The following is a 19,639-nucleotide window of genomic DNA, read 5'->3' as shown; positions in this document are numbered from 1 at the left end:
GACAGTAGGTGCCGTAGGGCTTAATTTCCTACCGAGGTGTTGTGATAGAAACAAAAAGTGCCAGGCTCGCCTGATTAACTTTCCGTTTTATCAAGCCTTCGTGAATCTGCGGAGGCTTTTCTAATGCCTGCGTAGGAACGGCGCGGTTTCTCCGGAAGAATCGCCGTGACATAAATTTTCAGGAGGTGTATACAATTGGCAAATGCAAAAGTAATCCAAGCAAAACAGGATGCGGTTGATGTTGTTACTAGCAAACTGCAGAACAGTGTCTCCACTGTTGTTGCAGACTACCGCGGATTGAACGTATCGCAAGTGACTGAACTGCGTAAGCAGCTTCGTGAAGCTGGCGTTGAGTTCCAAGTCCTGAAGAACACATTGCTTCGCCGTGCAACTGCGGCAGCTGAGCTGACTGATCTGGACGCTGTCCTAACTGGTCCTACAGCGATCGCATTCAGCGAGACTGATGCGGTAGTAGCAGCTAAGATTCTAAATGACTTCGCTAAGAAGAACGACGCTTTGAAACTGAAAGGCGGCGTTGTAGAAGGTAAAGTTATCGATGCGGACCAACTGAAAGCACTGGCTGAACTGCCATCCCGCGATGGTTTGCTCTCCATGCTGCTTAGCGTGCTTCAAGCTCCAATGCGCAACTTCGCGCTTGCAGTTAAAGCTGTTGCTGAGAAAGAAGAACAAAGCGCGTAAGCCTTTGCTTCTGGTTTCATAATCAAGACCACAAACCAATTCAAATATAATGGAGGTTCAATCATGAGCAAAGAAACAATCTTAGAAGAAATTAAAGGCATGAGCGTACTGGAACTGAACGACCTGGTAAAAGCAATCGAAGAAGAATTCGGCGTAACTGCAGCAGCTCCAGTAGCAGCTGGCGGCGCTGTAGCAGCTGTTGAAGCTGAACAGTCCGAATTCGACGTAATTTTGACAAGCGCTGGCGCTTCCAAAATCAACGTAATCAAAATCGTTCGCGAAATCACAGGTCTTGGCTTGAAAGAAGCTAAAGAAGTTGTAGATAACGCTCCAAAAGCAATCAAAGAAAAAGTAAGCAAAGAAGAAGCCGAAGCTACCAAAGCAAAATTGGAAGAAGCAGGCGCAGCTGTAGAAGTAAAATAAGTTGATTCAATAGGTACTGCCCCGGAGCAGAAGTTATTCTCTCCGGTTCCTGCAACCCCCTTGAACTTGTTCAAGGGGGTTGCTCTATAAGGGAGCCTTGCAGGTATTTGTAGTTCAACGTGAAAGGGAGGATGGTATGTCGCAGCATTATTACTCGCAGCAGCCGGAAGCGCGTCATGACAGACGGAGCATCGATACGGAGCTGAGAGGCAAACGCCTCCGCTTTACCAGCGACGCCGGTGTGTTTTCTAAAGGGGATATTGATCATGGCAGTCGTGTTCTGATTGAGGCGATGGAAATTCCGGAGGATGCGAAGGTACTGGACGTGGGCTGTGGTTACGGGCCTATAGGGATTAGTGCGGCGTATCTCGCTTCCAAGGGACATGTGACGATGATTGATATCAACAGCCGTGCGGTAGAGCTTGCCCGCGAGAATGCGCAGCATAATGGAATCCGCAATGTTACGGTGATGGAAAGTGATGTGCTATCGGTAGTAGAGGGGCAGACCTTCGATGTGATTCTAACCAACCCGCCGATCCGCGCCGGTAAGGCCGTAGTGCATGCGATTTTTGAACAGGCGTATGAGCATTTGAATGAGGGCGGTTGTCTGTGGGTTGTCATTCAGAAGAAGCAGGGTGCGCCGTCGGCGGTTGCCAAGCTGGAGAGTATGTTTCCGGTGGTAGAAGAAGTGGGGAAAGACAAGGGCTATAGAATCTTAAAAGCTCAGAAATAAATAATAATACTCATTGACATGCGATGTCCGCAGTGGTATTATTATAAAATGTCAGTATTAAGCTAGGCTCCATGTCTTTAGTTTGCTGAAATGTCAAGTGATATATTGTCGCCCGGTAAGCGCATGCCGCACGGCAGGTTTTTGCGAATTCCGTTCTCTATGTTCCTGTCACGGCGAAGGTCGCCGGGGCAATAGATAATAGCGCATGAACTGTAGCCTGGTGACGTATAATACGCACGTTTTGGGCAAATCTACTGGATAAGGAGTATTTTGGCCGTGGATAGATGTGCTCTTTTTTCGAAAGATTTCGATAAGGGGCTTTTCTGTATTTATGGCTGAATCCTTGTGATATGGTTCCATTATACGGGTCCAAACAAGGGTTCGCAATCAATTTTTAAGTGAGTAGACATGAGGGGTGAGTAAAGTTGGCAGGACATCTTGTTCAGTATGGTCGACGCACTCGGCGGAGCTATGCGAGAATTAACGAGGTACTCGAGGTCCCGAACCTGATCGAGATCCAACAAAAATCTTATGATTGGTTTTTGGAGGAAGGATTGCGGGAAATGTTCCAGGACATCTCGCCGATCCAGGATTTCACAGGGAATTTGGTGCTAGAGTTCATTGATTACAGCCTGGGTGAACCGAAGTACACGGTTGACGACGCTAAAGAGCGGGACGTAACATATGCAGCTCCTCTGCGTGTGAAGGTGCGTCTCATCAATAAGGAGACCGGTGAGGTAAAAGAGCAGGAAGTGTTCATGGGAGATTTCCCTCTGATGACGGAAACCGGCACTTTTATTATCAATGGTGCGGAACGGGTTATTGTCAGCCAGTTGGTTCGCTCTCCAAGCGTCTATTTCAGCACAAAAGTGGATAAGAACGGCAAAAAAACTTACACCGCCACAGTAATTCCGAATCGCGGAGCCTGGCTGGAGCTTGAGACCGACGCTAAGGACATCATGTATGTCCGTATCGACCGGACTCGTAAGATCCCGGTAACAGTCCTCTTGCGTGCTCTGGGCTTCGGCAGTGATGCTGAAATTCTGGAACTGCTTGGCAATGATGAATATATTCGCAACACGCTGGATAAAGACAACACGGATTCCACGGAGAAGGCGCTTATTGAAATCTACGAGCGTCTGCGTCCGGGCGAACCACCTACACTTGATAATGCCAAGAGCTTGCTCGTCGCACGTTTCTTTGACCCGAAACGTTATGATTTGGCCAATGTAGGCCGTTACAAAATCAATAAAAAGCTGCATATTAAGAATCGTCTGTTCAATCAGCGTCTGGCACAGCCTTTGGTTGATGAGTCTACCGGAGAAATCCTGGCAGAATCCGGCCAAATGGTGGACCGCCGCCTGCTTGATGAGCTGATTCCTTATTTCGAGAAGAGTATGGCTGCCAAAAACTACCGTGTAACCGGCGGTGTAATGGACAGCGAAGATATTCCGCTTCAGACCATTGACGTATTCTCGCCAATCGAAGAAGGCCGTATCATCAAACTGATCGCCAATGGCAACATTGATAAATCGGTTAAGCATATTACTCAGGCTGATATTATATCCTCAATCAGCTACTTTATTAATTTGCTGCATGGTATCGGCAACACGGATGATATTGACCATCTGGGTAACCGCCGTCTGCGTTCTGTAGGTGAGCTTCTGCAGAATCAGTTCCGTATCGGTCTGTCCCGTATGGAACGCGTAGTCCGCGAGAGAATGTCGATTCAGGATGCCAATGCAATTACGCCGCAGGCACTGATCAACATCCGTCCGGTTATCGCGTCCATCAAAGAGTTCTTCGGCAGCTCTCAGCTGTCCCAGTTCATGGATCAGACGAACCCGCTTGCCGAGCTTACGCATAAGCGCCGTCTGTCTGCACTTGGACCTGGTGGTCTGACCCGTGAACGCGCAGGCTTTGAAGTCCGCGACGTCCATCACAGTCACTATGGCCGTATGTGTCCTATCGAGACTCCGGAAGGTCCGAATATCGGTCTGATTAACTCCTTGTCCACCTTCGCCCGCATCAATGAATACGGCTTTATCGAGGCTCCGTATCGTTGGGTAGATCCGAAGACAGGCAAGGTAACTGAGCAAATCGATTATCTGACTGCCGATGAAGAAGATAACTATGTAGTTGCACAGGCGAATGTACTGATCGATGAGGATGGCTCTTTCAAGGAAGACCAGGTTATCGTTCGATACAACAAAGATTCAGACAACATTACTACTATGCCTAGCAACCGTGTAGACTACATGGATGTTTCGCCAAAACAGGTCGTATCCGTCGCAACGGCGCTCATTCCGTTCCTTGAGAACGATGACTCCAACCGCGCACTGATGGGATCGAACATGCAGCGTCAGGCCGTTCCGCTTCTTATTCCTAAGGCTCCGCTTGTAGGGACAGGGATGGAGCACAAGTCTGCTAAAGACTCCGGCGTATGTATTGTCTCCAAATATGACGGTATTATCGAACGCTCCTCTGCCAATGAAATCTGGCTGCGCCGTGTTGAGGCAGTTGAGGGCAAGGAAGTTAAAGGCGATATCGTTAAATATAAATTACACAAATTCATGCGTTCGAACCAGGGTACCTGTATTAACCAGCGTCCACTGGCGAAACGTGGGGATATCGTCAAAAAAGGTGATATCCTGGCAGATGGACCTTCCACAGAAATGGGCGAACTTGCGCTTGGCCGCAACGTAGTCGTTGCGTTCATGACTTGGGAGGGCTACAACTACGAGGATGCGATCCTGCTGAGTGAGAAGCTGGTGAAGGAAGATGTATACACTTCGATCCACATCGAGGAATACGAATCCGAAGCCCGTGATACGAAGCTCGGACCTGAAGAGATCACACGTGATATTCCTAACGTCGGTGAAGAGGCGCTCCGCAACTTGGATGAGCGCGGAATTATCCGTATCGGTGCGGAAATCAATGCCGGCGATATTCTGGTAGGTAAGGTTACTCCGAAGGGTGTAACTGAGCTGACTGCTGAGGAACGCCTGCTGCATGCGATCTTCGGTGAGAAGGCCCGTGAGGTTCGTGATACCTCCCTGCGCGTTCCGCATGGTAGTGATGGTATTATCGTTGACGTCAAAGTATTCACACGCGAAAACGGCGATGAGCTGCCTCCTGGCGTGAATCAACTGGTTCGTGTCTATATCGCCCAGAAGCGTAAGATTTCTGAAGGTGACAAGATGGCCGGACGTCACGGTAACAAGGGTGTCGTTGCCCGTATCCTGCCAGAAGAAGATATGCCGTTCCTTCCGGACGGTACGCCGGTACAGGTTGTCCTGAACCCGCTGGGCGTTCCTTCCCGTATGAACATCGGACAGGTGCTTGAAGTCCATATTGGTATGGCTGCACTGCGTCTGGGTATCCACGTGGCTACTCCGGTATTCGACGGAGCCCGTGAGTATGACGTGTTCGATACGATGGAAGAAGCCGGAATGCAGCGTAATGGTAAGACTGTTTTGTATGACGGACGTACAGGCGAGCGCTTCGAGCGCGAGGTTACTGTCGGTGTCATGCACATGATCAAGCTCGCGCACATGGTTGACGATAAGATTCATGCCCGTTCTACAGGTCCTTACTCACTCGTTACACAACAGCCACTGGGCGGTAAAGCTCAGTTCGGCGGACAGCGTTTCGGGGAGATGGAAGTGTGGGCGCTTGAAGCTTACGGCGCGGCGTATACACTGCAAGAGATTTTGACCGTGAAATCCGATGATGTGGTCGGCCGTGTGAAAACGTACGAATCCATTGTCAAAGGTGAAAATGTTCCAGAACCGGGTGTGCCGGAATCGTTCAAGGTATTGATCAAGGAACTGCAGTCGCTCGGTATGGATGTCAAAATCCTCAGCGGCGACGAGCAGGAGATCGAGATGAAGGAACTGGACGATGAGGACGAGACGTCAAGCGATAAGCTGAGCCTCAATTTGGAGGGCGCAGAAGTCGGCATAGAGTAGTTCACCAGCAAGTCACTAATTTGATTACACAAAGGACCATGCCCTCTGTTGACTTCAGTGTCAAGAGAGGGCTGTGGGACTAAATCAGGATATAGGTTAAGGAGGGTTGCTCCTTGTTGGACGTTAACAATTTTGAATTTATGAAAATCGGGCTCGCTTCCCCGGAAAAAATTCGTTCTTGGTCCCGCGGAGAAGTTAAAAAACCGGAAACCATTAACTATCGTACATTGAAACCGGAAAAAGAGGGTCTCTTTTGCGAACGTATTTTTGGACCGCAAAAGGACTGGGAATGTCACTGTGGTAAATACAAACGCGTCCGGTATAAGGGCGTAGTATGCGACCGCTGCGGCGTGGAAGTTACCCGCGCTAAAGTCCGCCGCGAACGTATGGGCCACATTGAACTGGCAGCTCCTGTATCTCATATCTGGTATTTCAAAGGTATTCCAAGCCGTATGGGTCTGGCGCTGGATATGTCTCCTAGATCGCTCGAAGAGATTATCTACTTTGCATCTTATGTTGTAACTGATCCAGGGGAAACTCCGCTGGAGAAGAAGCAGCTGTTGTCCGAGAAAGAATACCGCAGCTACCGTGAGAAATACGGCTACGGATTCCAGGCCGGCATGGGTGCAGAAGCCGTCAAAAAGCTGCTTCAGGATATCGACATCGATAAAGAACTGGAATTCCTCAAAGAAGAGCTGCGTACCGCTCAGGGCCAGCGCCGCAACCGGGCGATCAAACGTCTGGAAGTCATTGAGGCCTTCCGCAACTCCGGCAACAAGCCTGACTGGATGATCATGGATGTACTCCCGGTTATCCCTCCGGAGCTTCGTCCAATGGTTCAGCTCGATGGCGGCCGTTTTGCTACGTCTGACCTTAATGACCTGTACCGCCGTGTAATTAACCGGAACAACCGTCTGAAAAGACTGCTGGACCTCGGCGCTCCTGACATTATCGTTCAGAATGAGAAACGTATGCTTCAGGAAGCTGTAGATGCGCTGATTGACAACGGCCGCCGCGGCCGTCCTGTAACAGGACCAGGTAACCGTCCGCTCAAATCGCTTAGCCATATGCTGAAGGGGAAACAGGGACGTTTCCGCCAGAACTTGCTCGGTAAACGTGTTGACTACTCCGGCCGTTCGGTTATCGTCGTAGGACCTTACCTGAAGATGTACCAATGCGGTCTTCCTAAGAAGATGGCACTGGAGCTGTTCAAACCGTTTGTAATGAAAGAATTGGTTAACAAAGGGCTTGCCCACAACATAAAGAGCGCGAAGCGTAAGGTTGAGCGCGTAAGTCCTGAAGTATGGGATGTGCTTGAAGAGGTAATCAGAGAGCATCCGGTTCTGCTGAACCGTGCCCCTACGCTGCATAGACTGGGTATCCAGGCGTTCGAACCGATTCTGGTAGAAGGTCACGCAATCCGTCTTCACCCGCTCGTATGTACGGCTTACAATGCCGACTTTGACGGTGACCAGATGGCGGTACACGTTCCTCTGTCCGCTGAGGCTCAAGCAGAAGCCCGTATTCTCATGCTGGCGTCCGGTAACATCCTCAACCCTAAAGACGGCAAACCTGTCGTTACCCCTTCTCAGGATATGGTCCTTGGTACGTTCTACCTGACCATGGACAACAAGGAAGAAAAGGGTACCGGGATGATCCTGCGTAACGTGAATGAAGCAGTCTCTGCTTATCAGCGCGGAACTGCTGGTCTGCATGCACGTGTTGCCATTCCTGTTAAGGCTCTGGGAAAAACCAGCTTCACAGAAGCGCAGCAGAATGCATTGCTGATCACGACTGTGGGTAAGATTATCTTCAACGAAATCTATCCAAGCAGCTTCCCGTATATCAACGAAGCTACCAAAACTAACCTGCTGCAGGGAACTCCTGAGAAGTACTTTATCTATGAAAAGGGTGCGGATGTCCGCGAACTGATCATGGCTGCTCCGGAGGCCAGTGCTGTAGGTAAAGAATATCTGGGCCTCATTATCGCCCGCTGCTTTGAGACGTATCACACCACCAAGACTTCAGTGATTCTGGATAAAATTAAGCAACTAGGCTTTACGTACTCTACACGTTCCGGTGTTACGGTTGCCGTATCGGATGTTATCGTGCCTGAGGAAAAAGCTACCATTCTTAAGGAATCCGAAGCTAAGGTTGATGTGGTTGCGAATCAATACCGCCGCGGTCTGATTACCAATGATGAGCGGTATGACCGCGTTATCGAGATTTGGTCGAAGACCAAGGATGATCTGACTAACGTATTGCTTAAATCGATGGACCGCTTCAACTCCATCATGCTCATGGTCGACTCCAAGGCGCGTGGTAACAAATCGCAGATCACCCAGCTTGGTGGTATGCGTGGTCTGATGGCAACACCTTCGGGCCGGATCTTTGAATTGCCAATCAAAGCGAACTTCCGTGAAGGCCTAACCGTCCTCGAGTACTTTATCTCTACTCACGGAGCGCGTAAAGGTCTGGCCGATACAGCGCTGCGTACAGCGGATTCCGGGTACCTGACACGCCGTCTGGTTGACGTAGCGCAGGATGTTATTGTCCGTGAAGAAGATTGCGGTACTGATAAAGGCTTCATGGTTAGCCGGATTCAGGATGGTAAGGAAGTCATTGAGGATCTCTACGACCGTATTGAAGGCCGTTATTCCTTCGAGACCGTCCGTCATCCGGAGACGAAGGAAATCATCGTTCACCGTAACGATCTGATTGACTCGGATAAGGCTGAAGAGATCGTGAATGCTGGTGTTACCAAGCTGCAGATCCGCTCTGTACTCAGCTGCCGTGCCCGTCACGGTGTCTGCAAGAAGTGCTACGGACGTAACCTGGCAACAGGTAAATTCGTGGAAATCGGGGAAGCTGTCGGTATTATTGCCGCACAATCCATCGGTGAACCAGGAACACAGCTTACTATGCGTACATTCCATACCGGTGGTGTAGCCGGAGACGATATCACGCAAGGTTTGCCGCGTATCCAGGAGCTATTTGAAGCCCGTAACCCTAAAGGGCAGGCTACAATCAGTGAGATTGACGGGGTAGTTAAGGAAATTCGTGAAACCAAGGACCGCCGCGAAATCGAAGTCCAGGGTGAAGCAGAGTCCAAGACGTATTCCATCACTTACGGCTCCCGTCTGCGTGTCAGCGAAGGCCAGGAGATTGAGGCCGGCGATGAGTTAACAGACGGTTCTATTGACCCTAAAGAAATGCTGCGTATCAAAGGAATCCGCGGGGTACAGAACTACATTCTGCAAGAAGTACAGCGTGTATACCGTAACCAGGGCGTTGAAATCAATGATAAGCACATTGAAGTTATGATCAAGCAGATGCTGCGCAAAATCCGTATTATCGATGCCGGAGATACCAGTCTCCTGCCGGGTGCATTTGCGGATATTCATGAATATGAAGCAGCCAACAAGGAAGCTATTCTTGCCGGAAATGAACCAGCAGTTGCCAAACCGGTTCTGCTCGGGATCACCAAGGCCTCCCTGGAAACTGATTCATTCCTGTCTGCGGCATCTTTCCAGGAAACTACCCGCGTCTTAACAGATGCAGCTATTAAGGGTAAAGTGGATAAACTGCTCGGTCTGAAAGAGAATGTAATCATCGGTAAGCTGATTCCTGCAGGTACAGGCATGAATCGTTACCGTAATGTGAAGCTGAGCGACCCGAATGCTGAAAGCAATGAAGAAGCTTTGGAGCCGGTACCCGCTGAATAATTGAATACTCATGGCAAGCAGTATCCGCGTCACGCAGAAATCGGGTGTGACGCGGCTGTCTGCTGTGATTATTAATAAATTTATTGTCGTTTTTCTTGACATCATGTGCTCAGGATGCTAATATGTCTAAGGTGCGTGAGTAGTCTTGTCATTCTTATTCAGTGGAGGTAATGATTCATGACTGATGACAGAGGGTTACAGGATGCTCAGGTCAAGATCGGTTCCAAGCAAACCGTCAAGGCGGTGGAGTTGGGCCAAGCCGCAGAAGTCTATGTGGCAGAGGACGGAGATCAACGGCTTACTTCCAGAATTGTAATGCTTTGCAACAAACAAGGTGTGAAGGTCACGTATGTGGACACGATGCTGAATTTGGGCAAGGCCTGCGGTATAGAAGTTGGTGCTGCGATGGCAGCCGTCTTAAAACAATAGCAGCAAGAGAACGTTTTTGTACCGGGGTACACTTCGGCAGCAAGGACTTTTCATTTGTCTTTTTATGAACCACCTGGGTCTGTGGACTTAATGTTTGTAAATTGACTATCATTTCAGGAAGGGGGTGGCACAACATGCCAACTATCAATCAATTGGTTCGTAAAGGCCGTCAAGCCAAAATCGAAAAATCCAAATCTCCCGCTCTTCAAAAAGGGTTCAACGCCCTCAAGCGTGAGGCTACAAATTTGAGCGCTCCGCAGAAACGCGGTGTATGCACTCGTGTAGGCACAATGACTCCACGTAAACCAAACTCAGCACTTCGTAAGTATGCCCGTGTTCGTTTGACGAACCGTCTTGAGGTGACTGCTTACATTCCGGGTATCGGACATAACCTTCAAGAGCACAGTGTAGTATTGCTGCGCGGAGGTAAAGTTAAGGACCTTGCAGGAGTTCGTTATCACATCGTTCGTGGTGCACTGGATACTGCAGGTGTTGCTAACCGGATGCAGGCTCGCTCCAAGTATGGTGCGAAACGTCCTAAAGTCAAGAAATAAGATGAGCTTATCAGAATAATAACCATATAAGAAAGGGGGATATCCATGCCACGCAAAGGTCCAGTTACTAAAAGAGATGTATTGCCAGATCCATTGTATAATAGCAAGTTGGTTACTCGTTTGATCAACCGTATTATGCTGGGTGGTAAAAGAGGTGTCGCTCAAAGCATTTTGTACAATTCGTTCAAGTTGATTCAAGAACGTACAGGTAAAGAGCCGATGGAAGTTTTCGAAGCAGCCATCAAGAATATCATGCCTGTATTGGAAGTTAAAGCTCGTCGTGTCGGCGGTGCTAACTACCAAGTACCTATTGAGGTTAAACCTGAAAGACGTACTGCTTTGGGATTACGTTGGCTTGTAAACTACTCACGCAACCGCGGTGAGAAGACTATGGAAGAGCGTTTGGCGGCTGAGATTATCGATGCTTCCAACAACACAGGCGCTTCCGTTAAGAAACGTGAAGATACACACAAAATGGCTGAAGCGAACAAAGCGTTTGCTCACTACCGCTGGTAGGATTGCAGTCGTTCAAATAACTTCTATTTTGGAAGGAGATCCATTTCATGTCAAGAGAGTTCTCCTTAAAAAATACACGTAATATCGGGATCATGGCACATATTGATGCTGGTAAGACTACTACCACAGAGCGGATTCTTTTCTACACAGGCCGTACGCACAAAATCGGTGAAGTTCACGAGGGCGCTGCTACAATGGACTGGATGGAACAGGAGCAAGAGCGCGGAATCACGATTACTTCCGCTGCTACAACCGCTGCTTGGAAGGGTCACCGCATCAATATCATTGATACCCCTGGGCACGTTGACTTCACTGTTGAAGTTGAACGTTCCCTTCGTGTATTGGATGGAGCAGTTGGTGTATTTAGTGCGAAAGAGGGCGTTGAGCCTCAGTCCGAAACCGTATGGAGACAGGCTGACCGTTACGGCGTTCCCCGGATCGCATATGTGAACAAAATGGATATCATCGGTGCAGACTTCCTGAACGTTATCGACAGCATGCGTGACCGCCTGCAAGCCAATGCAGTTGCCATTCAACTGCCTATTGGTGCCGAGAACGACTTCACAGGAATCATTGACCTTGTTGAGCAGAAAGCTCACATCTTCAAGGATGACCTGGGTCAGAACATCGAAGTTACTGATATTCCTGCTGAATTCTTGGAGCAAGTTGAGACTCTGCGTACTGAACTGATCGAGAAGGTTGCAGAACTTGACGAAGATCTGACTATGAAGTATCTGGAAGGCGAAGAAATCACTGTGGCCGAGATCAAAGCTGCACTGCGCAAAGGCGTATGTGAAGTTAAGGTTTTCCCTGTAATTGTCGGATCCTCCTACCGTAACAAAGGCGTTCAGCTCATGATGGATGCTGTTGTTGATTACTTGCCATCCCCACTGGATGTACCGGCTATTCAAGGTCATCTGGAGGACGGTACAGAAGCGGTTCGCCACTCTTCGGATGAAGAACCATTTGCTGCACTGGCATTTAAAATCATGACAGACCCTTATGTGGGTAAACTCACGTTCTTCCGTGTATACTCCGGTATCCTGGAATCCGGTTCTTATGTAGTTAACGCTACTAAGAACAAACGTGAACGTATCGGCCGTATTCTGCAGATGCATGCGAACAGCCGCCAAGAAATCTCCATTGTATATTCCGGTGATATCGCGGCAGCCGTTGGCCTGAAAGACACAAGTACTGGCGATACACTCTGTGATGAGAAACATCCGGTTATCCTGGAATCCATGAACTTCCCTGATCCGGTTATCGAAATCGCAGTTGAACCAAAAACCAAAGCTGACCAAGATAAATTGGGTGTTGCTCTCGGAAAGTTGACTGAAGAGGATCCTACTCTTCGTGCTCACACTGATGAAGAAACAGGCCAAACAATCCTGGCAGGTATGGGTGAGCTTCACCTGGATATTATCATCGACCGTATGCGCCGCGAATTCAAGGTAGAAACCAACGTGGGTAAACCACAGGTTGCTTACCGTGAGACATTCAAAGCACCAGCACGCGTTGAAGGTAAATTCGTTCGCCAATCCGGCGGTCGCGGTCAGTATGGTCACGTATGGGTTGAATTTGAACCTCTCGAGCCGGGTACTGGCAGCAAATTCGAAAGTAAAGTTGTCGGTGGTTCTGTACCTAGAGAATACATCGCTCCTGCACTTGCCGGTATTGAAGAGCAAATGAAAAACGGCGTTATTGCAGGCTTCCCGCTTGTAGACGTTAAAGCTACCATCGTAGATGGTTCCTATCATGATGTTGACTCCAACGAAATGGCGTTCAAAATTGCCGGCTCGATGGCCCTCAAAGCAGCTAAAGACAAGTGTAAGCCTGTCCTGCTTGAGCCAATCATGAAAGTGGAAGTAACTGTTCCTGAGGAATACATGGGCGATGTAATGGGTATGCTGAACTCCCGTCGCGGTCGGATCGAAGGTATGGATTCCCGTGGTGGTGCGCAGATTATCCGTGCAAAGGTGCCTCTTTCCGAAATGTTCGGATACTCCACAACACTCCGTTCCGGTACTCAAGGACGCGGCGTATTCTCAATGGAACTTTCTCATTATGAAGAAGTACCTAAATCCATTGCTGAAGAAATCGTAGCCAAGAACAAAGGCGGAGAATAAGCTTAATTTTTAACTTGCCGTCCGGGTATAACACTTAAGTCACCTTAGAACTGCAAATAGGCGGACGGCTCAAATATATGGACCCCACAATAAGGAGGAACTGTTCAAATGGCAAAGGCAAAGTTTGAACGTAACAAACCGCACGTTAACATTGGTACTATTGGTCACGTCGACCATGGTAAAACAACTCTGACTGCTGCAATCACAACTGTATTGTCCAAAAAATACGGTGGTGCTGCTGTAGCATTCGACCAAATCGATAAGGCTCCTGAAGAACGCGAACGCGGTATCACTATCTCCACCGCTCACGTTGAATATGAAACTCCTAACCGTCACTACGCTCACGTAGACTGCCCTGGACACGCCGACTATGTTAAAAACATGATCACTGGCGCAGCGCAAATGGACGGAGCAATCCTGGTTGTATCCGCAGCTGACGGCCCTATGCCACAGACTCGTGAACACATCCTGCTGTCCCGTCAAGTAGGCGTTCCTTACATCGTTGTATTCCTGAACAAATGCGACATGGTAGAGGACGAAGAGTTGCTTGAATTGGTTGAAATGGAAGTTCGCGATCTGCTTAGCGAATACGACTTCCCAGGCGATGACACTCCAATCGTTCGTGGATCTGCTCGTGAAGCTCTGCAGAACCCTGATGGCGAGTATGCACAGAAGATCGTTGAAATGTTCGAAACGATCGACACATACATCCCGCTTCCAGAACGTCAGACTGACAAGCCTTTCTTGATGCCTGTCGAAGATGTATTCTCCATCACTGGCCGCGGTACTGTGGCAACTGGTCGCGTAGAACGCGGAACAGTTAAAGTCGGAGAAGAAATCGAAATCGTTGGTATTCACGAAGAAACTAAGAAGTCTGTAGTTACTGGCGTGGAAATGTTCCGTAAATTGCTTGATTCCGCACAAGCGGGCGACAACATCGGCGCACTGCTGCGTGGTGTAGACCGTAACATGATCGAGCGTGGCCAAGTATTGGCTAAGCCGAACTCTGTTAAGCCACACACTGAGTTCACTGCTCAGATCTACGTTCTGACTAAAGAAGAAGGCGGACGTCACAAACCATTCTTCACTGGTTACCGTCCACAGTTCTACTTCCGTACAACTGACGTAACTGGCATCATCAACCTGCCAGAAGGTACTGAAATGGTTATGCCTGGTGACAACATCACCGTAACTGTTCAACTGATCTCCCCAATCGCTATTGAAGAAGGTACTAAATTCTCCATTCGCGAAGGCGGACGTACAGTTGGTGCCGGTTCCGTAGCTTCCATCCAGAAATAATTCAGGCTCTATCCGTTAGGATAGACTGAACATAAGGCAGGCCCCCTTCATTTGAAGGGGGCCTGTTTTGTTGTTATCACAAAGATTTTGAATTAGATTTCTTTCGCATACTCAGCATTAGGCAGCTTGGACAGAACGACATGCAGACTGGACGGGGATGAACTATTATTCGTATAAGCGAATGACTCGTCACCTGCAATGTAGATGGTCTCTCCTTGGATGAAGGAGAATTCTTCCTCATTAACATGGATTGTACCGTCACCGTGTAAGGCGAGGATATATACATCTGCTCCGGGGTGCTTGTGAACAGGCAGCTTTTGCCCAGGCATGAAGTTTAGCACGAATACAACACTATCCCCTTTTTGGAAAATGATTTTTTTGGTAAAGCGCTCCTCTTGATACTGCACTGCCTCAGCTAATGTTTTCTTTTCCATTATAAATCCCTGCTTTCATTAAAATATTGTTTAAAGCTTAACTTCATACTCGCAGTGTTCATGACCGGTGACATTACATTTGATCTCCTTCACTGAAACCTTGCGGCCGAGAATTCGGCACAGAGCACCTTCAATGATAGCTCCCTCTAGATCACAGACCATTCTTTCATCTTCAAGCGAAGGTAGTCCTTTGCAGAAGCAATCGTCAACTGCAATATTAATTCTGTGCTCATCGGAATGAACAATCCGGGGAATTCCGATTTTGAGCTCTTCAAAGAACTGCAGCAGCTCTTCCACGGAATGGACAGGCAGGCTCTCGCCAATCTTTCTGCCAATAGTAACAGTCGTTCCCTTTCCGCCTAACGGCAATCCCTGGTTCATTCCAATAAGGCGGATGGTCCGGAATAGCTCAAGGGGTACCATGTTGCCCAGAGTTGTCCGATCCATCTGGCGCATATCATCAAAAGTGTATTGCTGCAAGCCCATCAACTCCTTTTCTCTCTATGAACCTATTGTATAGACAGCCGGCACATTAATCCTTGATATAGATCAAGTTTAATGAAAAACTGTGCGTCCAGTCACCCGATAGTGCCTCGATCATTGATATGGTGGGATAAGCGACAGTAGAGGAGGAATGATGTATGGATTGTAATAAGTGCAGCTCTCATGCCTGTGTGCGCCAGGTTCCGGTATTCAGGAGTTTATCCGATGAAGAATTGGTTATCATTGAATCAATTACAGAATCCCATTCCTATAAAAAGGGCAGCCAGGTCTGCAGAGAAGGCGAGCCTTCTGAAGCTTTGTATGTGGTGAAGAGCGGTCTGATCAAATTGACGAAGAACAGTAAAGAAGGCAAGCAGCATATTGTCCGCTTTCTTTTTCCCGGAGATTATTTCGGGCAGTTTGCCCTGCTTCACAATAAAAATAATGATGTAACGGCGGAGATTATTGAGAGCGGAGTGGTCTGCCAGATGCACCGGAAGGATTTTATTCCTCTGCTGGAGCAGAATGCGGGCCTCGCGTTCAGCTTCCTGATGTCTGTTAGCGAGCAGCTGCATCTGGCCGAAGAATCAGCAGGGGCACTGCATATGTTTGAAGTGGAAAAGCGGTTAGCCCGGCTGCTGGTCTACTTATATACGAGGAATCTACCAGAACCAGCAGTGACCATGCAAAACCTGAGATATTCCGTAGATCTCCCGTCGGCGCAAAAAGAAGTGGCAGCGATGATCGGCACTACTGCCGAGACCCTAAGCCGTAAACTGAACAAGCTGGAAGCGTTGAAGATCATCGCTATGCACAAAAGAACCGTGAATATTCTGGAGATGGAGGCTCTAATTCAGCTCGCTGAAATCAGTGATTAATAATTTTCAGATAAAACCCTGTTTTTTTTAACTTTTTTTCTGGAAAAGGTGATTTGTTTTGCAAAGGCTCTTGCAATATAGCCGCCTATTAGATATAATAATAAATGTTGTTCTGAGACGTTGCGATGATGTGAGAGGTTACTGACACACCCGGCCCCTTTGCCATGAGGTCGACGTCGGAAAATTTTCACGGAGTATGTCCGATAATAAATTGGGCGATAGAAGGAGGGACTAAAATGGCAAAGCAAAAAATTCGTATTCGCTTGAAAGCATACGACCACAGAATTCTTGATCAATCCGCAGAGAAAATCGTTGAAACAGCAAAACGTTCGGGTGCTGGTGTATCCGGGCCGATTCCGCTGCCAACTGAGAAGCAAATCATTACCATTCTCCGTGCGGTACACAAGTACAAGGATTCCCGTGAACAGTTTGAGCAACGGACTCACAAACGTTTGATCGATATTGTGAACCCAACACCACAAACTGTGGATGCCTTGATGCGCTTGGATCTACCGTCCGGTGTAGATATCGAAATCAAATTGTAATTCATTAAGTAACCAGGAAAAGAAAAGAGGTGTCAACATTGAAAGGTATCTTAGGAAAAAAACTCGGTATGACTCAAGTGTTTACTCCAGAAGGTAACGTAATCGCGGTTTCTGTTATCGAAGCTGGACCTTGTGTGGTACTGCAAAAGAAAGACCTGAATATCGACGGATATGAAGCAGTGCAGTTGGGCTTTTCCGATAAAAAGGAAAGTCGCTCCAACAAGCCTGAACAGGGTCACGCCAAAAAGGCAAATGCAACACCTAAGCGCTACGTTCGCGAAATTCGCGGTGTTGACCTCGGGTCACTCGAGGTTGGACAAGAGCTTAAGGCTGACATCTTCGCTGAAGGCGAGTTTGTTGACGTAACAGGTACTTCGAAGGGTAAAGGCTTCCAGGGTAACATCAAACGCTGGGGACAAAGCCGCGGACCAATGGCACACGGATCGCGTTACCACAGAAGACCAGGCTCGATGGGTTCCATCCAGGCTAACCGTGTTCCTAAGGGCAAACGCCTGCCAGGACATATGGGTCACACGACCGTAACGGTTCAAAAGCTTGAAATCATCCGGGTTGACGTAGAACGTAATGTACTGCTGGTTAAAGGCGCTATTCCGGGCCCGAAAAACAGCTTCGTGAAAGTTAAAGAAACCGTTAAGAAATAATTACTGAAGAAAGGAGGAACATGAAATGCCAAAAGTAACACTTTTCAATACTAGTGGTAACGAAGTTGGCGAAGTTGAACTGAGTGATTCAGTTTTCGGTATCGAACCGAATGTACATGTGCTGCATGAAGCTGCACTTATGCAAAGAGCTTCCCTTCGTCGCGGTACACACAAAGTAAAAGGACGCTCTGAAGTGCGTGGCGGCGGTCGTAAACCTTGGAAACAAAAAGGTACAGGTCGTGCTCGTCAAGGCTCCATTCGTTCTCCACAATGGAAAGGCGGCGGCGTAGTCTTCGGACCAACACCACGCAGCTATTCCTGGAAATTGCCTAAGAAGGTTCGCCGGTTGGCCATCAAATCCGCGTTGTCCTCAAAAGTACTTGAGAATGACATTATCGTATTGGATAGCTTGACTCTGAATGCTCCGAAGACGAAAGAATTCGCAGCGATTCTAAACAACCTTAAAGTGGGCAGCAAAGCCCTGATCGTAGCTCCTAGCTATGATGACAATGTAGCACTTTCCGCTCGTAACATCCCTGGGGTGAAATTCGTAGCGGCTGACGGCATCAATGTTCTTGACGTACTGACGTACGACAAACTGATCATCACTAAAGAAGCAGTTCTGAAGGTAGAGGAGGTGTTCGCGTAATGAAAGATCCTCGTGATATAATTAAGCGTCCAGTGATTACGGAACGCACATCCGAATACATGAGCGAACTGAAGTACGCTTTTGAAGTGGATATCCGTGCTAACAAGACCGAAATCAAAAAAGCTGTCGAGGCTATTTTTAAAGTAAAAGTCGTTAGTGTGAACACAATGCGCGTACCTGGTAAACTGAAACGTTATGGCAAATATTCCGGTTATACTCCGGAGTGGAAAAAAGCCATCGTGAAGCTTAGCCCGGACAGCAAGCCGCTTGAGTTCTTTGAAGCGGTAGAATAATACTCTTAAAGTAAGGAGGAAACTATAGTGCCAATCAAAAAGTACAAACCGACCTCTCCGGCAAGACGCAACATGTCTGTGTCTACGTTTGAAGAAATCACAACAAACCAGCCAGAGAAATCGTTGCTGTCCCCGCTGTTCAAGCATGCTGGACGCAACAACCAAGGTAAAATTACGGTTCGTCACCATGGCGGCGGACACAAACGTAAATACCGTATCATCGACTTCAAACGGACTAAAGACGGCATACCAGGTAGCGTTGCTACAATTGAGTATGACCCGAACCGTACTTCCAATATTGCTTTGATCCACTATGCTGATGGAGAGAAACGTTATATCATCGCTCCTAAAGGCCTTAAAGTTGGGGATAAAGTTGAGTCCGGCCCTGCTGCGGATATCAAAATTGGTAACAGCCTTCCGTTGATCAACATCCCGGTAGGTACAGTTATCCACAACATCGAGTTGAAACCAGGCAAAGGCGGACAATTGGTTCGTGCTGCCGGTACTGAAGCTCAGTTGCTGGGTAAAGAAGACAAATACGTATCTGTTCGTTTGAACTCGGGTGAGGTTCGCAGAATCCTCAGCGTTTGCCGTGCGACTATCGGAGCCGTAGGTAACGGAGATCACGAACTGATCAAGATTGGTAAAGCCGGACGCAGCCGCTGGCTCGGACGTCGTCCTGAAGTACGCGGTGTTGTCATGAACCCTAACGATCACCCACACGGTGGTGGTGAAGGCCGCGCTCCAATCGGACGGAAATCGCCAATGTCACCTTGGGGCAAACCAACCCTCGGCTACAAAACGCGTAAGAAAAACAAAGCATCTGATAAATATATCGTTCGTCGCCGCACAAAATAAGACGCTTCAGGCAAGTTAGTTAAGCGCGAAGCGTCGATTCGCGGTTTTGAAGAACCGGATGAAGGGAGGATTCACACATGGGTCGCAGTTTAAAGAAGGGGCCGTTCATCGATGGCTACCTGCTGAAAAAAGTTGAGGATTTGAACGAGACAGACAAGAAAGTCGTAGTAAAAACCTGGTCCCGTCGCTCAACCATTTTCCCTCAGTTTATCGGACATACGTTTGGTGTATATGACGGCCGCAAACACGTGCCTGTATACGTAACGGAAGATATGGTAGGTCACAAGTTGGGCGAGTTCGCGCCAACACGTACTTACAAAGGCCACGCGGGTGACGATAAGAAAACCAGAAGATAATTAACG

General features: G+C 48.3%; 19 protein-coding genes and 1 other annotated feature (1 of these 20 only partly in view). Of the genes, 17 read left to right on the top strand and 2 right to left on the bottom strand.

Going from position 1 to position 19,639, the window contains the following annotated elements:
* Positions 1-131, top strand: a sequence feature (ribosomal protein L10 leader region); it begins 23 nt to the left of the window's first position.
* A 64-nt stretch (positions 132-195) separates the two neighbouring features.
* The 10 genes from rplJ to tuf all read left to right on the top strand — a co-directional run bounded on the left by rplJ (position 196) and on the right by tuf (position 14,475).
* Complete coding sequence (rplJ, locus tag NSS83_RS16175) at positions 196-699, top strand: 50S ribosomal protein L10 (protein WP_341183732.1); 504 nt, start codon at positions 196-198, stop codon at positions 697-699.
* Positions 700-762: 63 nt separating this feature from the next.
* On the top strand, positions 763-1,122 hold the full coding sequence (gene rplL / locus NSS83_RS16170) for a 50S ribosomal protein L7/L12 (RefSeq protein WP_036721862.1): 360 nt from the start codon (positions 763-765) through the stop codon (positions 1,120-1,122).
* Between the two features lie 136 nt (positions 1,123-1,258).
* Positions 1,259-1,855: a class I SAM-dependent methyltransferase gene (locus NSS83_RS16165; protein WP_341183733.1), complete on the top strand. Its 597-nt coding sequence runs from the start codon at positions 1,259-1,261 to the stop codon at positions 1,853-1,855.
* A 425-nt stretch (positions 1,856-2,280) separates the two neighbouring features.
* Complete coding sequence (gene rpoB / locus NSS83_RS16160) at positions 2,281-5,826, top strand: DNA-directed RNA polymerase subunit beta (RefSeq protein ID WP_341183734.1); 3,546 nt, start codon at positions 2,281-2,283, stop codon at positions 5,824-5,826.
* 113 nt (positions 5,827-5,939) lie between these two features.
* Positions 5,940-9,551: a DNA-directed RNA polymerase subunit beta' gene (rpoC, locus tag NSS83_RS16155; RefSeq protein WP_076081733.1), complete on the top strand. Its 3,612-nt coding sequence runs from the start codon at positions 5,940-5,942 to the stop codon at positions 9,549-9,551.
* Between the two features lie 177 nt (positions 9,552-9,728).
* Positions 9,729-9,980 (top strand): ribosomal L7Ae/L30e/S12e/Gadd45 family protein, encoded by a 252-nt coding sequence (locus NSS83_RS16150; RefSeq protein WP_036692367.1) that lies wholly within the window; start codon positions 9,729-9,731, stop codon positions 9,978-9,980.
* Between the two features lie 134 nt (positions 9,981-10,114).
* Entirely contained in the window at positions 10,115-10,534 is a 420-nt protein-coding gene (gene rpsL / locus NSS83_RS16145) for a 30S ribosomal protein S12 (RefSeq protein ID WP_036721853.1), read from the top strand.
* 45 nt (positions 10,535-10,579) lie between these two features.
* Positions 10,580-11,050, top strand: a complete 471-nt coding sequence (rpsG, locus tag NSS83_RS16140) for a 30S ribosomal protein S7 (RefSeq protein WP_020427074.1) — start codon at positions 10,580-10,582, stop codon at positions 11,048-11,050.
* 47 nt (positions 11,051-11,097) lie between these two features.
* Positions 11,098-13,176, top strand: a complete 2,079-nt coding sequence (gene fusA / locus NSS83_RS16135; RefSeq protein ID WP_341183735.1) for an elongation factor G — start codon at positions 11,098-11,100, stop codon at positions 13,174-13,176.
* Between the two features lie 108 nt (positions 13,177-13,284).
* Positions 13,285-14,475 carry an elongation factor Tu gene (gene tuf / locus NSS83_RS16130; protein WP_173140462.1) on the top strand — a complete coding sequence of 397 codons (1,191 nt, stop codon included), beginning with the start codon at positions 13,285-13,287 and terminating at the stop codon, positions 14,473-14,475.
* Between the two features lie 92 nt (positions 14,476-14,567).
* Here tuf and NSS83_RS16125 read toward each other — a convergent pair whose 3' ends face one another.
* Positions 14,568-14,909, bottom strand: a complete 342-nt coding sequence (locus tag NSS83_RS16125) for a cupin domain-containing protein (RefSeq protein WP_341183736.1) — start codon at positions 14,907-14,909, stop codon at positions 14,568-14,570.
* A 30-nt stretch (positions 14,910-14,939) separates the two neighbouring features.
* Positions 14,940-15,395, bottom strand: coding sequence for a V4R domain-containing protein (locus NSS83_RS16120; protein ID WP_341183737.1), 456 nt, complete (start codon positions 15,393-15,395; stop codon positions 14,940-14,942).
* 155 nt (positions 15,396-15,550) lie between these two features.
* Between NSS83_RS16120 and NSS83_RS16115 the strand changes: the two genes are divergently transcribed.
* The 7 genes from NSS83_RS16115 (at position 15,551) to rpsS (ending at position 19,633) form a co-directional block, all read left to right on the top strand.
* Positions 15,551-16,270 (top strand): Crp/Fnr family transcriptional regulator, encoded by a 720-nt coding sequence (locus tag NSS83_RS16115; RefSeq protein WP_341183738.1) that lies wholly within the window; start codon positions 15,551-15,553, stop codon positions 16,268-16,270.
* A 236-nt stretch (positions 16,271-16,506) separates the two neighbouring features.
* A complete protein-coding gene (gene rpsJ / locus NSS83_RS16110) occupies positions 16,507-16,815 on the top strand; it encodes a 30S ribosomal protein S10 (protein ID WP_017692074.1) in 309 nt (102 codons plus the stop codon).
* A 38-nt stretch (positions 16,816-16,853) separates the two neighbouring features.
* Entirely contained in the window at positions 16,854-17,477 is a 624-nt protein-coding gene (gene rplC / locus NSS83_RS16105) for a 50S ribosomal protein L3 (protein ID WP_341016383.1), read from the top strand.
* Positions 17,478-17,502: 25 nt separating this feature from the next.
* Positions 17,503-18,126 carry a 50S ribosomal protein L4 gene (gene rplD / locus NSS83_RS16100; RefSeq protein WP_036721837.1) on the top strand — a complete coding sequence of 208 codons (624 nt, stop codon included), beginning with the start codon at positions 17,503-17,505 and terminating at the stop codon, positions 18,124-18,126.
* Positions 18,126-18,419 carry a 50S ribosomal protein L23 gene (rplW, locus tag NSS83_RS16095; protein ID WP_019908225.1) on the top strand — a complete coding sequence of 98 codons (294 nt, stop codon included), beginning with the start codon at positions 18,126-18,128 and terminating at the stop codon, positions 18,417-18,419. The genes rplD and rplW overlap by 1 nt, the downstream gene beginning before the upstream one ends.
* Before the next feature lie 27 nt (positions 18,420-18,446).
* Positions 18,447-19,277, top strand: coding sequence for a 50S ribosomal protein L2 (rplB, locus tag NSS83_RS16090; protein WP_036692392.1), 831 nt, complete (start codon positions 18,447-18,449; stop codon positions 19,275-19,277).
* A 77-nt stretch (positions 19,278-19,354) separates the two neighbouring features.
* Entirely contained in the window at positions 19,355-19,633 is a 279-nt protein-coding gene (gene rpsS / locus NSS83_RS16085) for a 30S ribosomal protein S19 (protein WP_036692395.1), read from the top strand.
* The last annotated feature ends 6 nt before the right edge of the window (positions 19,634-19,639 follow it).

Source organism: Paenibacillus sp. FSL H3-0469 (genome assembly GCF_038051945.1).
GTDB lineage: Bacteria > Bacillota > Bacilli > Paenibacillales > Paenibacillaceae > Paenibacillus_AQ.
This window is presented reverse-complemented; position numbering and strand designations above follow the sequence as displayed.

What these genes read in the sequence shown, in the direction of transcription:
- NSS83_RS16165 (WP_341183733.1), top strand. Translation starts at nt 1,259, where the DNA reads ATGTCGCAGCATTATTACTCGCAGCAGCCGGAAGCGCGTCATGACAGA.
- rpsJ (WP_017692074.1), top strand. Translation starts at nt 16,507, where the DNA reads ATGGCAAAGCAAAAAATTCGTATTCGCTTGAAAGCATACGACCACAGA.
- rplL (WP_036721862.1), top strand. Translation starts at nt 763, where the DNA reads ATGAGCAAAGAAACAATCTTAGAAGAAATTAAAGGCATGAGCGTACTG.
- tuf (WP_173140462.1), top strand. Translation starts at nt 13,285, where the DNA reads ATGGCAAAGGCAAAGTTTGAACGTAACAAACCGCACGTTAACATTGGT.
- rpsL (WP_036721853.1), top strand. Translation starts at nt 10,115, where the DNA reads ATGCCAACTATCAATCAATTGGTTCGTAAAGGCCGTCAAGCCAAAATC.
- NSS83_RS16120 (WP_341183737.1), bottom strand. Translation starts at nt 15,395, where the DNA reads ATGGGCTTGCAGCAATACACTTTTGATGATATGCGCCAGATGGATCGG.
- fusA (WP_341183735.1), top strand. Translation starts at nt 11,098, where the DNA reads ATGTCAAGAGAGTTCTCCTTAAAAAATACACGTAATATCGGGATCATG.
- rpsS (WP_036692395.1), top strand. Translation starts at nt 19,355, where the DNA reads ATGGGTCGCAGTTTAAAGAAGGGGCCGTTCATCGATGGCTACCTGCTG.
- rpsG (WP_020427074.1), top strand. Translation starts at nt 10,580, where the DNA reads ATGCCACGCAAAGGTCCAGTTACTAAAAGAGATGTATTGCCAGATCCA.
- NSS83_RS16115 (WP_341183738.1), top strand. Translation starts at nt 15,551, where the DNA reads ATGGATTGTAATAAGTGCAGCTCTCATGCCTGTGTGCGCCAGGTTCCG.
- NSS83_RS16125 (WP_341183736.1), bottom strand. Translation starts at nt 14,909, where the DNA reads ATGGAAAAGAAAACATTAGCTGAGGCAGTGCAGTATCAAGAGGAGCGC.
- rplD (WP_036721837.1), top strand. Translation starts at nt 17,503, where the DNA reads ATGCCAAAAGTAACACTTTTCAATACTAGTGGTAACGAAGTTGGCGAA.
- NSS83_RS16150 (WP_036692367.1), top strand. Translation starts at nt 9,729, where the DNA reads ATGACTGATGACAGAGGGTTACAGGATGCTCAGGTCAAGATCGGTTCC.
- rplW (WP_019908225.1), top strand. Translation starts at nt 18,126, where the DNA reads ATGAAAGATCCTCGTGATATAATTAAGCGTCCAGTGATTACGGAACGC.